The organism is Alkalibacterium indicireducens, assembly GCF_039522005.1.
GTDB lineage: Bacteria > Bacillota > Bacilli > Lactobacillales > Carnobacteriaceae_A > Alkalibacterium > Alkalibacterium indicireducens.
In genome coordinates this window covers 30533-45022 of record NZ_BAAADA010000109.1, presented here as the reverse complement: position 1 = coordinate 45022, position 14490 = coordinate 30533, and the positions used below count along the sequence as shown (strand labels likewise).

Here is a 14490-nt window from a genome sequence, read left to right as displayed (position 1 = left end):
TGCAAATTTTCTTCATTCCCTGTCAGAAACTCACAGAGATATGTAAAATACCTCAGGTCATCATTCAACATGTTTCACCCTAGGATATTTTACCTTAAACCATCATTTATTTACATACATTTATTATTTTATCATTTTTAACCGGCCTTGTCTTTTAAAATACAGAGATAAACGGATTTAATGCTGATTATTTCAGAAAAACATTCTCTTTTCCTAATGCATCTATCAATTCATCGAGCAGATCTTCGTCAGGCTGCACATTGAATTTGCTTTTAAGCTTTTCTTTTCTCTCTGTAGAAGGATCATAAATAATAACGGGTACAGACCCAGATCTTTTTGACACTATAGCTAAGATCTCCTGAAGTCTGTTTCTGTCCTGGTCAATATCCCTGATTCTTAGGAACAGACCTTTGTGCGCAGATTCTTTTTCTATCAGCATTTCAACTGTGCTAGCAATGACGTTGATTCTATCGCCTTTCCACTCTGCTTTTCCCCTTACTTGGAGAAGCGCACCTTCCTTGCATAATCGGGAGACCCTTCTATAAACATCAGGAAACAGAATGACCGTGCCTTCACCAGAGGAGTCCGACACATCCATGAAAGCCATTGGTTCTCCACGTTTAGTCTGTATTTTTTTCATGGCTTCAACCTGAACAACATAGGTAGAAAAACGTCCGGCTTCAGATACAGCAAGAAAATCAGTCGTACTCTGGGCATATTGTTCTGCAGGATGCCCAGACAGGTAAAAACCAGTCACCTCAAACTCCTGCTGTAGCTTTTCCTTGAAAGAAAAATCAGGCAACTGTTCCATTCTAGGAGCCAATGATTCGAAAAGTTCTGTATTCCCATTACTCATCTTGATACTGTCAATAACAGATACTAATGCATTAATAAGTGTATTTCTGTTCGTTCCCAGCTCATCAAAACACCCTGCCTTGATTAGCGGCAGGATCATCTGCTCTTTGCGCCACTTATCATCCAGCCTACTAACGAAAGACATCAGATCCTTAAATGGGCCATGAGCTTTTCTCTCATTCATTATATGACTAATGAACTCTCTTCTCAAACCTTTCACCGTATCCAGCCCAAAAATAATCGATCCACTGCTGACAGTAAAGGAATGCCAGCTGGAATTAATAGAGGGTTTCACGAGCCGCAGTCCCCGCTGCTTAGCTTCCATTAAATACTTTCTGACCTTTTCTCTACTATTGGAAGTGGAGCGCATAAGCGCAACATAAAATGCTGCGGGATAATGTGCCTTGAAATAAGCTAACTGGAAAGCCAGTTTTGAATAAGATACTGCGTGAGATCGGTTGAAGCCATAATTGGCGAACCTTTCTATATGAGTGTATATCGCCTCGGCATCTTCTTCCTGATACCCTCTTTCCTTGGCACCAGCAACAAATTGGTTGCGTCCTGCATCTATTTCATCTTTTATCTTCTTTGAAATCGCTCTTCTCAGTATATCAGCTTCTGACAAGGTGTATCCTGCGATTTTTGAAGCAACTTTCATTACTTGTTCCTGATAGACTATAACGCCATACGTGACTGACAAAATTTCTTTCAGATCATCATGAATGTATTCAACCGGTTCTTTGCCTTTTTTTCGGGCAATGAAATGATCGATCTGCTCCATAGGACCTGGTCTGTACAATGCATTGACAGCGACTATATCTTCAAATTCAGTTGGCCCAAGTTTTTTAAGTACTCTTTGTATCCCGGCAGACTCAAACTGAAAAATACCATTTGTATCAGCTGTTCTAAACAAGTCTAAAGTCTTTGGATCGTCTAAAGATATTGCTGCAAGGCTATCGTCTATAGACCGTCTGTTCAGACCTGAAAGTGAAAGGCAATCAGCTAGTATCGTCAGGTTCTTCAATCCAAGAAAGTCCATCTTCAAAAGACCCACAGTCTCGACATCACCCATCGTAAACTGCGTCAATGGCATGACCCCACTGCCTTCCTGGAGCGGTGTTGACAAAGTAAGAGGGTCCTTGGAGATAACAACTCCTGCAGCATGCGTGGATACATGTCTGGGGAGTCCTTCAAGTTTTACAGCTGTTTTAAACAGCATCAAATTCCTCTCAGATTCATTTACTAATTCCTTTAGTTTATCCGATTCGTTATAGGCTTCTTTTAACGTAACTCCCGGTCGTGACGGAATGGCGTTAGACCAATTCTTAAGATTGTCTGTTGTCAATCCAAAAACTCTTCCGCTGTCTCTGACCGCCATCTTTGCAGCAAATGTGCCGAATGTCGCTATTTGAGCTACATGATCACTCCCATATTTTTCAAATACATACGATAAAATCATTTCTCGTTTATTGTCAGGGAAATCAAGATCGATATCCGGTAAAGTAAAGCGCTCCTCATTCAGAAATCTGTCGAAAAGCAAATCATACTTTATAGGGTCCACATCTGTAATCTTAAGGACATAAGAAACTAGAGAGCCTGCAGCAGATCCCCTTCCTGATCCTGTTACGATCTGATTATCATGAGCAAACTTCATCAGATCCCAGACTATCAGAAAATAATCCGCAAAGCCCATTTTGCTGATTACCGTCAATTCTTTTGTCAGTCGTCTCTTATACCTGTCGTCATAATCAGGTACTCGCTTCGACAGCCATTCAAAAGAAATATTCTCAAGATACTGCACTGAATTTAGGTTATCTGGTGTATTAAATTCCGGAAGTCTTGTTTCCCATTCAAATGACAGCTCACATTTATCAATAAGATTGTGAGTATTGTCAAGAGCTTCAGTCAGCCCTACAGAAGCATAGTAGCTTAATTGCTCGCTTTTATTTTTTAGATAACCTGATCCATTGCGCTGCATAAATTCATCTTCTTCAATAGTTAAGCCGTTTTCGATCGCATGAAGAACTTTTATCGCAGACCAATCGCTTTCATCATTCAGATAAACAGATTCACTAATTACTAATGTAACGTCTACAGCATCAGCCATCTCCTGCAGACTCCTTATTTCCGACTGATAAGCATCGTCCCAGCTGATCCCTATACTTATTGCCGGACAGTGCTCGGAAAGTGTACGTATAAACGACCGAACAGCTTCAGCGTCCTGCTTCAGACCTTCCAACATAATACTGGTGGCAGGTAAAACGATACTCACATTCTGACTGATCGAAGATAATCGATTGATGTCAAGGGTTTGATGACGAAGCATAATATCGGTAGAAAGAGACATAAGTTCCTGATAACCACTATTATTATTTGCGATCAGAACTATCTCAGTTTCTCCATCCCAGACATTGCTGGCGGTCAAATCAATAGTCAAACCAATAAGAGGTTTCATCTTCTGTCTGACTGCTTCTTTATAAAATTCCACTGCTCCGTACATGACATGCTTATCTGTAAGTGCAATGGATGTATAGCCAAGCTTTTTAGCCTGACTGATTATAGAAGGCACCGACAGTGTGCTTTTTAATAATGTGTATGAACTGAACACTTGAAGAGGAGTAAATTCCATTCCATCACCTTCCACCTTTGACATTCCTCCAGCATTTTGAACAGAATAAAGCCCTCAATGCAGCGTATTAGGCACATGCATGCCTGTTATAGCGTCATTGAGAGCTGCCTTTATCTGATTCCTAACGCAATTCTAGCATATCTGCTCATACGAGTCGTATCCCATGCTGGATACCAGACCAGTTTAACGTCAGTTTCTGTAATTTCGGGTACAGTTTTCATTGCATTAAGAATATCCTCAGTTATGACATCTGCCAGCGGACATCCCATTGTGGTCAGTGTTATTTTCATCTCGCAGTATCCACCATTAAACACATTAACTTCATATATAAGGCCCAAGTTGACAATATCGATTCCTAATTCAGGATCGATCACTTGTTCCATTGCCTGCATGATCCGATTTTTTACATCCTGAATCTGTTCATCAGTCCATACTTCAGTCTCTTTAGTCATACGCTCTCCTCCTTGTTTCTCACTTTCATTTTAACATATTGCAAAGCGTGTGTTCACCTTAAAATAAAACTTTCTTTGACGATGTGACTTATCCTTTTTCAATTCAAATATACTTTTCATTAAGGCTTTGATATACTGGATAAAGATGATTAAACGGTCAACGAGGAGAGATAGTGATGAAAAGAAAACTAATTGCACTCGATCTGGACGGAACGACATTAAACGATGAGTCCATGCTGAGTGTACGCACTAAGGATGTACTGAATCGATTGCGCAAGGATGGACATATCGTATCCATCGTGACCGGCCGGCCTTATCGAAACAGCTATTATTATTACCAAGAACTTGAAATGACCACACCCATAGTAAACTTTAATGGTGCCTGGTGTCATAACCCTTCTGAGCAGAATTGGTCATACGCTTATCATAAGACTTTGAGTAAAGATTTGGCCATCTCTATGCTCTCTTTGAGAGAAAATCCGGAAGTCCAGCTGATTGCCGCAGAGTCTAAACAATCTATCTATATAGAAGGTGAATACATTCCTTATCCTGATTTTTTCCCTGAAGGTATTGAAGTCAGTAAACAGCTGACTGCTGAAACGCTTCTTGAAGATCCTACTTCTGTCGGTGTATTTACTTCTACTCGTCAGTACCAGCCTTACATCGAAGAAAAGATTATCGAACAGTATAGAGATGCTGTTGAAGTAAGAATGTGGGGCGGGGACACGCCTTGCCTTGAAGTAGTGGCAGCCGGTGTACAGAAAGCACTTGGCCTCGAACGGATTGCTGCATACTACAATATCGACCGCAAAGATATACTTGCTTTTGGGGATCAGGAAAATGACTATGAAATGATTCAGTACGCCGGACTGGGTGTTGTTATGTCCAATGGTATTGACAGGCTTAAAGCCATTGCCGGAGATATTACTTCCTTTTCTAATCATGATGATGGGGTCGCGCGTTATCTGGAATCTTACTTTGCAATATAAATAGACATCTAAGACCCGCTGAATCTATTCAAATCAGATTCAACGGGTCTTTATTTCATTTATTTGTCGTCTAAAATAAGTTCTTCCGTTGCTATTTTTGCAGATGTCAAAACGATTGGAACTCCGGCTCCTGGATGAGTGCTGCTCCCAGTAAAATAGAGGTTCTCGACTGTTTTTGACTTAGCCTGAGGCCTAAAATGATTACTTTGAGTTAAAGTAGGTCTCAGGCCAAAGGTCGCTCCGTTATAAGCATTAAACTTGGACTCAAAGTCTTTAGGTGTGGTATAGCTTTCAGAAATAATATCATCTTCTATTGTTTCAAAGCCTTCAATCGTCTTAAGTTTATTGATTACCTGGTTTCTATAATGGGCAATTGTATTATTTGTCCACTCATACTTGGCTGTAGAGAGATCGGAAACAGGCACCAGAACATAGAGTCCATCCTTTCCTTCAGGAGCCAGATCTTCATCCAGTTTGGATGCAATGTAAACATAGAAAGAAGCCTGATCAAGTAGCTTCCCTTCAAAAATATCCTCCAGGTTTTCATCCAAATCCTTTGAAAATACAAAATTATGGATATTATCCACCTTATCGTATTTCTTGTCCATGCCCAGATACATGACGAAACATGAGCAGGAATATTTCATACTGTCGATTTTTTTGTCTGTGTATTTCCCTTTTGCTTTCGTATTTTTTACAAGGTTTTTCATAGCGTATGGAAAATCGGCATTGCACATGACATAGTCGGAAAGGATTTTTTCTCCATTCAGCTTTATTCCTGTAGCCTGCTTATTTTCAATGACAATTTCATCAACTTCTGCTCCATACTTTACCTGACCGCCAAGTTCAAAAAACAGTTTTTCCATTGAACTGGCCATCGTATACATGCCACCTTTTATGAACCAGATGCCGTATAAGTACTCAATCATAGGAATAATTGTGTAAAGAGATGGACCATTCATAGGAGATATCCCTATATACAAAGTCTGAAAACTTAGTATCTGCTGAAGGCGCTTATCTTTGACAAACTTCCCTATTGAATGATTTGCACTGTCAAACGTCTTGAGCTTCATTGCCTGCTTGATCATGAATGGGTTATAGAAGTCAGAGGACTTTCTAAATGGTCTTTGAATAAAATACTCCTTCGCAATCGTAAACCGTTCATAAATATCTTTCAAATAACCAAGAAATCCTATTACATCTTCTTCCCCAATCCCCTCAAGGTGCTCAACAAGTTTCACAAGATCTGACGAGACATCTATCTTCTCATCTTCAAAGAATGCTGAATACATGGGATCAAGCCGCTGCATCGGGATATAATCATCCGGATTCCGTCCTGCCAGCTCAAATACTTCTCTATAAAGTTCGGGCATCATCACAATACTAGGTCCTACATCAAATGTGAAACCATCTTTTTTAAGCTGATGCATCTTCCCCCCAGCCATTTCGGATTTTTCATATATCGTTACATCGTAACCTGCATGCTGCAGGCGGATTGCACTAGCTAAACCTGCTACTCCGGTACCTATGACACTAACTGTTTTTGACATGCCTATCCAACTTTCCTCTATTATTTTCTGCTCAAAACGCCATCTTTCATAACATATACTGTATCGCAGTAATCCGTCAGTCTTTCGTCATGAGTAACCATGATGGTTGCTTTTTTCTTTTTCTTCGTTTCTCTTCCTAATATTTCAACCACTTCAAAAGCTCGGTCTGTATCGAGACTGGCCGTCGGTTCATCTGCGAGAATAACGGACGGATCATGGTACAATGCACGGGCAATCGCCGCACGCTGTCTTTCACCGCCTGAAAGATCGCTTGGGAATTTATCACTTAACTCGTTGATTTTCAACTCGTCCAGCAATGCTTTCGCATTATTTTTATCAAAATTGGAACGATTGATCTTGTTGACCAGACGAAGCTGATCTTTAACTGTCAGAAAAGGAATCAGATTTGATGCCTGTAGAATAAATCCTATTTCATCAAATCTTTTTTTAGCACGTTTCTTTTCTTCAAGCTCACTGAACTTTTCTTCGTTGATATAAACTTGACCTTCAGTAGGGGTCTGCAGACCACCAATTATAGTCAGAAATGTACTTTTTCCAGAGCCACTCGGGCCAATAACGGCCACAAATTCACCTTCTTCAACTGAAAAGTTTGTTTCTTTTAATGCTTCTATTTTTTTTCGTCCATCATCAAATGTTTTTGTAACTTGTTTCAATTCAATAAGTTTCAAGATGATCTCCTAACTTATAGCTTCCAGAGGGTCGATTTTTACTACCGTTCTCACTGAGAAGAATGCCCCCATTAAAGCTACAATAATTAATAAAGTTGTTATACCAGCAAAAAACAGAATATTATTCATATAGGGAACTTCATTTGGCAGAAGAAGACCTGTAATTAAAGTCAGCAAAAGACCAGTCAGCACTCCGAAGAGGGTCAGCAGCAGTGTCTGTCCAACTACGGATTTACCTATATATCCGGACGAAATCCCTTGTGCTTTCATAACACCTAAGATTGAAGTTTTCTGAAGTGTCAGGACATAGATGAATATACCTACGATCATAGCCGCAATAAGCACCAGGAAACCGATCATGAGTCCGAAAGTGAGTACCTGTGCATTATATCCGGGTAAGTTACTGATAAACTCGTCGATTTCAAATATTTCCAGGTCATCAGTCCCCAGTTCCACTCCTTCCAGTTCACCACTATCCGTCTGAACTACAACAGCACTGATGATCTCATCGTCTCTTTCGCCGAATCCACTTGCTCTGATATGCTGATAGGTTGACTGGGCTGTGTATAATACTGGAGCGACATTAAATTTTGCATTATCCGTGAACCCGACGATTGTTACGGTTGTATCGATACCCGCAAGCGACAGTTCATCATTCAGTTCATATCCTTCTTCTTCTTTCAAACTGATATCCGCTATCACTTCATTGTCATTCTGAAGAGATTCCCCTTCCAGAATCTCAGGAAAGATGAATTCATCTTCATTAACTCCAAAAAACGTGACATTGACCTTTGAATCATCGTCATCTTCCGAATCTTCAACTAGCTGAACTACACTTGAGGTTACACCTAGAGAAGCAGTCTCCGAAGCATCGACCTCATCGACCAGTTCTTTTGGAAACATCGACATGTTGATATTAAGGTTTGATTCATCTGCAAGAACGATTCCAGTCGCCTCCCACTTATCAATGCTGGTTCTATTTTCCTGTGCTAGACCGTAAGCCAAGCCAGTCAGAAAAAAAACAAGATATGACACGAGAACAACCACTCCGATAATTAGAGCAAACCTGGTTTTAGAATACTTTATTTCTTTCCATGCTAAAAACATATGCATTACTCCTAAAAATATTAATTTGAATTCGAAGTAAATTGTGAATAAACTTACACCGATTAACTACTATCATATAACATTTTATAAATAACTACAATTATTTAAACTAAAAAAATCACCTGAAAAGATCAATGTCTTTTCAGGTGATTGAGCGATTTTTGAGCGATACTAGATAGTCTATCAGTGATTTTAATTATTCTGTTGCACGATCTTCGTCGATCAGGTACCAAGTGTGGATTCCAGCACCTGGTGTGTCTGGATCTTCTCCTACAGTAATGTCGTAAGCACCTAAACGGTTGTTGACTGGGAAGACTTCATTACGGAATAGAGTCGGGATGATTGGTAACTCTTCCATGAAGTACTCCTGCCATTCTCTGAATACTTCTGCACGCCATTCAACATCGAAGCCCTGCTCGCTGAGCATATCTTCCATGAAGGCGTCATTTTCTTCAGTAGCCCAACGTGTGTAGTTGAACGGTGCATAACGGCCGTAAAGTCCGTCTGGAGTAGGATCTGTTCCAGTTCCCCAAGCAGCTTGGAAGATATCGATGTTTGGATCGTCGGCTTCAACACGGTCGTAGAATGAGTTGAACTCATGTAGACGTCCGTCAAGTAGTTGAACGTTCAATCCGATGTTTCTCCAAGACTGCATGTAGTACTCGGCAATTGGTTCTGCCACTTCTCCACCAGCCATTGATGCAAAGTTGATCACCAGTTCTTCTCCATCTGGAGTTTCACGGAATCCATCGCCATCTATATCTTCATATCCTGCTTCATCAAGCAGCTCGTTAGCACGATCTGGATTATAAGGATAGCCTTCAAGATCATCATTGTGGTAGTCAGCAAAGTTAGGGATGATCGGAGATGTTGCACGGCTGCGTAGTCCCTGGTAGAAACGGGCACCAACAGCATCGTTATCGATCGCATATGCCATCGCCTGTCTCAAGTTGACATCGGCCATTTTAGCATCTGGATCCGGAACGTTTTGAGCAGGCTCTATTACGTTGCCTTCATCATCTTCTTGTGCTTCCTGCCATTCACCTAGTTTAAATCCGATATAAGTGTAGGCATTTTCCTGACGACCTAGTATAGTATAGCCTGGGATATCTTTAAAGTTCTCAAACTGGTCTGTAGGCATGCTCAGGAACAAATCAAACTGGTGATTTTGCATAGCTGCTACAGCAGTTGAAGTTGGAACTGTTTCAAGTTCGATTCTTTCAATGTTTGGAGTTCCTCGGAAGTAATCGTCAAAACGAGTATACGATACTGATTCACCTGGAACGATGTTCTCGACCTTGAACGGACCAAATCCAATTGGGTTTTCACGGATTTCTGGTGCAGATTCAAGTTCAGCCACTGGAATATGTTCCAGATAGTGACGAGGTGCTGCAGAAGTCCAGACTCCACCACCGGCTTGAAGCATCTGTACCCCTACAGATTCGTATTGAATTTCAAGAGTCTGGTCATCTACAACAGTGATCCCTTCAATGCTGTCAGCTTCACCATTTTTGTATGCTTCCATACCAACGATGCTCTGCATGTCAGAACTGTAACGAACGCCTGTGTAGTCCGGGTGACCAATGATTTCATGTGCAAAGGCAATGTCTCCGGCAGTTACTTGTTCGCCATCGTGCCAGTAAACATCATCACGTAAAGTAATCGTTACTAAGTTAGTATCCCGGTCAACATCAACAGTAGCTGCTCCAGAATCATCAAACCGGTAGTTCTCGTCTGTTCCGACAAGTGTACCCATTGCATACTGCATGACGGTTGCATCAGGGGCAGATGTGTATAGCTCATAACTGAAAATACCTGTAAATGGTGAGTCAGTTACAAATCCAACGTTTAATGTTCCGCCTTCGATTGCTTCCCCTTCATTCTCGACTCTCGTCTCGAATTCAATCGGTGCAGGACCTTCATTGGCAGTTTCACCGTTGGCATCGTCTTCTACTTCTTCCTCAGTAGCGCCGTTCTCATCTACGCCGTTATCGTTAGTATCGGCAGTATCGCCGTTACCGCAGGCAGCCAAGATGAATGCTACAGCAGCAGTACTTGCAAGCATGCTATATCTTTTCTTGTTTGACATATTTTTTCTCCCCTTCTCTTATCCTAATCTTTGTTTAGCGTCTGCAGCACGTTGGAGCGCACGACCGACGTAGTTTATACATAGCACCAACACTAGGATGAGTGTTGAAGCCGGTAACCAAACCCAAGCTCTATTCTCCAGAATATCTGGATTGGTGGCATGAGCAACTAAGGTTCCTAAACTTGGTGTTCCAGGCGGAAGCCCGAATCCTAAGTAGGATAACCCTGTTTCTAAGCCGATACTTCCTGCAAAGTTCAGTGTCAGGTTGACGATGATCAGTGAACTGATGTTAGGCATCATTTCACGAAGCATGATCACGAGTGACGGTGTTCCCATTGTCTTCGATGCACTGATAAAATCCAGTCGTCCGACTGTCAGTGCACGTCCCCTGATAAACCTTGCCTGGCCATGCCAGTTGAAAACTATAAGTATCAATGCAAATGTAAATACATTATAAGTCGGAACAATCGTAATAAAGATGATAATGATCATTAGCTGAGGCAAAATCATGATGAAGTCTATGATCCGCATGATGATGTTATCGATAAGTCCGGCATAATATGCGGCAAGAATTCCGATAACAATACCAATAATACTGGTGACAACAGTCACTGACCATCCAAGAAGCAGTGAATTTCTTGCTCCTATTAGCAGAAGACCAAAAATATCTCTTCCCGCTGAATCTGTTCCGAGTATAAAGCGCATGCCTTCTCTTGCCGGATCTTCACTGAAAGACATAGGTCTCAAGTACGAATCCCACAAGCTGACGTTGGTAACCTGGTCCTGATCAATAAGGAAAGACCAGATGAATATGGTGACCAGAAGTCCAACCAGCAATATTAGAGAAGCCAGGGCCAGCTTATCTCTCATAAATTCGCGAACAATTACTTTCATACCCATTGGTGGGGAAGAAGCGGCCATATCATCCGAAAGGACTGCTGCTTCCGCGTCTTGGTTTGTAGCCATAAGATTTATTCATTCCTTTCCAGTTGAAAATAATCTAATCAATTCTAATACGTGGATCTACAGCCATCAAGATCAAATCTGAAAGTAATGTCCCTATCAACCCTAAGAATCCGTAGAACAACACAAGGACAAAAATGACACTGTAATCTCGCGTGTTGATTGACTGGAGGAATAAATATCCCATACCGCGGAAATTAAAGATCTGTTCGATAAAGATTGATCCGGTAAATAGACTTACAATCGTAAATCCAAATCCTGATGCGATTGGAAGTGATGCATTTCTGAAGATGTGTTTAGTATAGACCTTGGATATTGGCACACCTTTAGATCGTGCTGTCTTCACATAGTCTGATACTTTGGCATCAATTATTTCACTTCTTAGATACTGAATAATAGACGTGGTACCTAAAATCGCGGTTGTAATAGACGGAAGTATCAAGTGATATAATCGACTTGTCCAAACTTCCCAAGGGGTACTAGCATTGATGCTGACCGACCCTCTGGATGGGAACCAGTTAAGGTTGTACCCGAATATCCAGACCATCAGCAGGGCCAATACGAATATCGGAACGGCGAAACTGACAAAGTTATAGACCAGTACTGTTTTATCCAGTACAGACTCATTATATCTTCCAGCCAGTATTCCCAAAGGCAGACCGATAAGATACGTCAGAATAACTGATAACAAGGACAGCCTTACAGTATTTCCTAGTCTTGCACCTATTACAGCCACCACTGGCTGCTGATAGGTGAAACTTCGTCCGAAATCACCTTGAAGAGCATCTCCAACCCATCTGACATATCTGACAGGCAGAGGATCGTTTAATCCAAACGCTTCACGCTGAGCCTCAAGATGAGCCGGGTCCAAGTTAGGATCGACCAGTCCTCGGAATGGGTCTCCAGGCATGAAATCAGCAATAATAAAAATCAGGATACTTAAAATAATAATTTGAGGAATCATTAAAAGTATTCGTCTAAAAATCGTCTTCCACATGTCTAACGTTCCCCTCCTGTTTTCACTTTCTCATTTTGCAGAGAAGCATTAGGTGCTTCCGGCTGAAGAGCAACAAGGTGATCTTTTTTGAATTCCTGCAGATCATATACTCGCCCGTCAGGATCATAGTATTCTGTTTCCTGTGCATCGTACTCGGCTTCTACGCGCTGTCTTTCAACTTTATGAGCAGCTCTGGTAGTCGGATCCATATCTGGAATCGCTGACAGGAGACGTTTAGTGTAAATATGCTGCGGGTTGCTGTAGATTTCCTTTTTTGACCCTTGTTCAACGAAACGTCCTCTGTGCATGATCGCAATGTCGTCTGACATGTGCTGAACCACACCAAGGTCATGTGAAATGAAAAGGTAACTTAAGTTATACTCTTTCTGAATACGTCTCATAAAGTTAAGAACCTGAGCCTGGACGGAAAGGTCCAAAGCAGATGTAGGTTCATCAGCAATGATCAGTTTCGGATCACTGGCAACGGCACGGGCAACACCTATTCTCTGTCTCTGTCCACCGGAGAATTCATGAGGGTATTTGTACATAGCCTCTGCATTCATCCCAACGATCTCAAGTAGATCCACAACTCTACGCTTGATTTCATCTGGAGTATAATCAAAGTAATTACGCATAGGTTCTGCAATAACATCTAGAATACGCTTCTTCGGATTCATGGATGATGTTGCATCCTGGAAAATCATCTGAACGTCTTTGTTATACGCTGCATATTTTTCTTTGCGGCTTCTAGCTTTATTAGTTACATTCTGTCCCTCATACATGATCTGTCCTGAAGTCGCTTTCTCAAGACCAATGATCGTCTTTCCGATCGTCGTCTTTCCTGATCCTGATTCTCCAACCAGACCGTATGTCTTCCCGCCTTCAATCGTCAGGTTGACACCATCGACGGCTTTTACATAGCTCTGAATCGTGTTCAGCACGCCGCCTCGGATCGGATAATGTACTTTTAAATCTTTAACTTCAATAAATCCCATTATTATTTTTCCTCCCCTTCAAAGTGGAAATGCTTCCAGCATGTACATCTCACTTTGTGGTTTGGACTCACTTCATGCAGAACTGGATTTTCTTCATGTGCACTTTCAGGAATCCATGGAATACGCGGAGCAAAACGGCACCCTTTTCTTGGCAGTTTCTGAAGAGAAGGAACAGTTCCATGTATAACATGAAGCTCATCATCATCACTTTCCAGTTCATGAGGAATGGAGTTAAGTAAAGAACGTGTGTATGGGTGCTTGGGATTGGCAAACAGTTCTTCAACCGGTGCTTCTTCCACAATTTGTCCTGCATACATGACAGCTACTCTATCCGCTGTTTCTGCTACAACGCCCAGGTCGTGAGTGATCAGGATAATTCCTGAACCTGTTTCGTCCTGTATGTCATTCATCAGGTCAAGAATCTGAGCCTGAATGGTAACATCCAATGCGGTAGTCGGTTCATCTGCAATGATGATAGGCGGCTTGTTGGCCAGTGCGATCGCAATGACGACCCTCTGTCTCATTCCACCTGACAACTCATGCGGATAAGCTTTCATTATCTGTTCAGGGCGGGGGATCCCAACCTGGTTCAGCAGTTCAAGCACTCGGTCTTTACGCTGCTGTTCATTTAAATCAGAATGGTATTCAAGTGATTCTGATATTTGATTAAAAATAGTCATAAGTGGATTTAGAGACCCCAATGGATCCTGAAAAATCATACCTATGTCATTACCTCTAATTCGGTTATACAACTTTTCATTCAAGTCGAGAAGGTTTAAATCTTTATATAATACTTCTCCTTTAATTTGGGTGTTCTTATGATCGTGAAGTCCCATGATCGATGTAGCCAAAGTAGATTTCCCGCAGCCGGACTCACCGACTATTGCAAGTATCTCATTTTTCTTCAGCGTCAATGACACGCCATCTACAGCGTTGTGGTAAACATCTCCAAATCTGAATCCTGTTTCTAAGTTGTTAACCTCTAACAAACTTCGTTCGACGGCCACTACTTAACCTCCTATACTCTACTTCCCTGTAAGTCAGAGAAGATTATTAAACTTTCATTTGATTTTCATTAAAAGCTTAATAATATAAATCGAATTATACACCTGATTTATTATAACATCAATACTCTTTTTTTAATTTTATAACAATAAGTTAAATTTTCAAGCTTT

11 protein-coding genes are annotated in these 14490 nt (G+C 41.3%); 1 reads left to right on the top strand and 10 read right to left on the bottom strand.

All coding sequences use genetic code 11. The features are described 5' to 3' along the window. Positions 1-187 precede the first annotated feature (187 nt). Together dnaE and ABFX15_RS06725 are read right to left on the bottom strand one after the other, a co-directional pair. The gene (dnaE, locus tag ABFX15_RS06730; protein ID WP_346024697.1) at positions 188-3508 is read right to left on the bottom strand and encodes a DNA polymerase III subunit alpha; all 3321 of its coding nucleotides are present in this window, start codon (positions 3506-3508) and stop codon (positions 188-190) included. Positions 3509-3594: 86 nt separating this feature from the next. Further along, on the bottom strand, positions 3595-3936 hold the full coding sequence (locus ABFX15_RS06725) for a metal-sulfur cluster assembly factor (protein ID WP_091266826.1): 342 nt from the start codon (positions 3934-3936) through the stop codon (positions 3595-3597). A 176-nt stretch (positions 3937-4112) separates the two neighbouring features. Between ABFX15_RS06725 and ABFX15_RS06720 the strand changes: the two genes are divergently transcribed. After that, positions 4113-4925, top strand: coding sequence for a Cof-type HAD-IIB family hydrolase (locus ABFX15_RS06720; RefSeq protein ID WP_346024696.1), 813 nt, complete (start codon positions 4113-4115; stop codon positions 4923-4925). A gap of 59 nt (positions 4926-4984) precedes the next feature. Here the strand turns inward: ABFX15_RS06720 and ABFX15_RS06715 are convergent, their stop codons facing one another. The 8 genes from ABFX15_RS06715 to ABFX15_RS06680 form a co-directional block, all read right to left on the bottom strand. Then, on the bottom strand, positions 4985-6475 hold the full coding sequence (locus ABFX15_RS06715) for a phytoene desaturase family protein (RefSeq protein ID WP_346024695.1): 1491 nt from the start codon (positions 6473-6475) through the stop codon (positions 4985-4987). A gap of 20 nt (positions 6476-6495) precedes the next feature. Further along, positions 6496-7164 (bottom strand): ABC transporter ATP-binding protein, encoded by a 669-nt coding sequence (locus tag ABFX15_RS06710; protein WP_346024694.1) that lies wholly within the window; start codon positions 7162-7164, stop codon positions 6496-6498. 9 nt (positions 7165-7173) lie between these two features. Further along, positions 7174-8271 (bottom strand): ABC transporter permease, encoded by a 1098-nt coding sequence (locus ABFX15_RS06705; protein ID WP_346024693.1) that lies wholly within the window; start codon positions 8269-8271, stop codon positions 7174-7176. Between the two features lie 196 nt (positions 8272-8467). Next, a complete protein-coding gene (locus ABFX15_RS06700) occupies positions 8468-10360 on the bottom strand; it encodes an oligopeptide ABC transporter substrate-binding protein (RefSeq protein WP_346024692.1) in 1893 nt (630 codons plus the stop codon). Between the two features lie 18 nt (positions 10361-10378). Then, positions 10379-11326 (bottom strand): ABC transporter permease, encoded by a 948-nt coding sequence (locus ABFX15_RS06695; RefSeq protein ID WP_346024691.1) that lies wholly within the window; start codon positions 11324-11326, stop codon positions 10379-10381. A gap of 34 nt (positions 11327-11360) precedes the next feature. Next, complete coding sequence (locus ABFX15_RS06690) at positions 11361-12320, bottom strand: ABC transporter permease (protein WP_346024690.1); 960 nt, start codon at positions 12318-12320, stop codon at positions 11361-11363. 2 nt (positions 12321-12322) lie between these two features. Next, on the bottom strand, positions 12323-13315 hold the full coding sequence (locus ABFX15_RS06685; protein ID WP_346024689.1) for an ATP-binding cassette domain-containing protein: 993 nt from the start codon (positions 13313-13315) through the stop codon (positions 12323-12325). A 2-nt stretch (positions 13316-13317) separates the two neighbouring features. Continuing rightward, complete coding sequence (locus tag ABFX15_RS06680) at positions 13318-14322, bottom strand: ABC transporter ATP-binding protein (protein ID WP_091478800.1); 1005 nt, start codon at positions 14320-14322, stop codon at positions 13318-13320. Between the last annotated feature and the right edge of the window lie 168 nt (positions 14323-14490).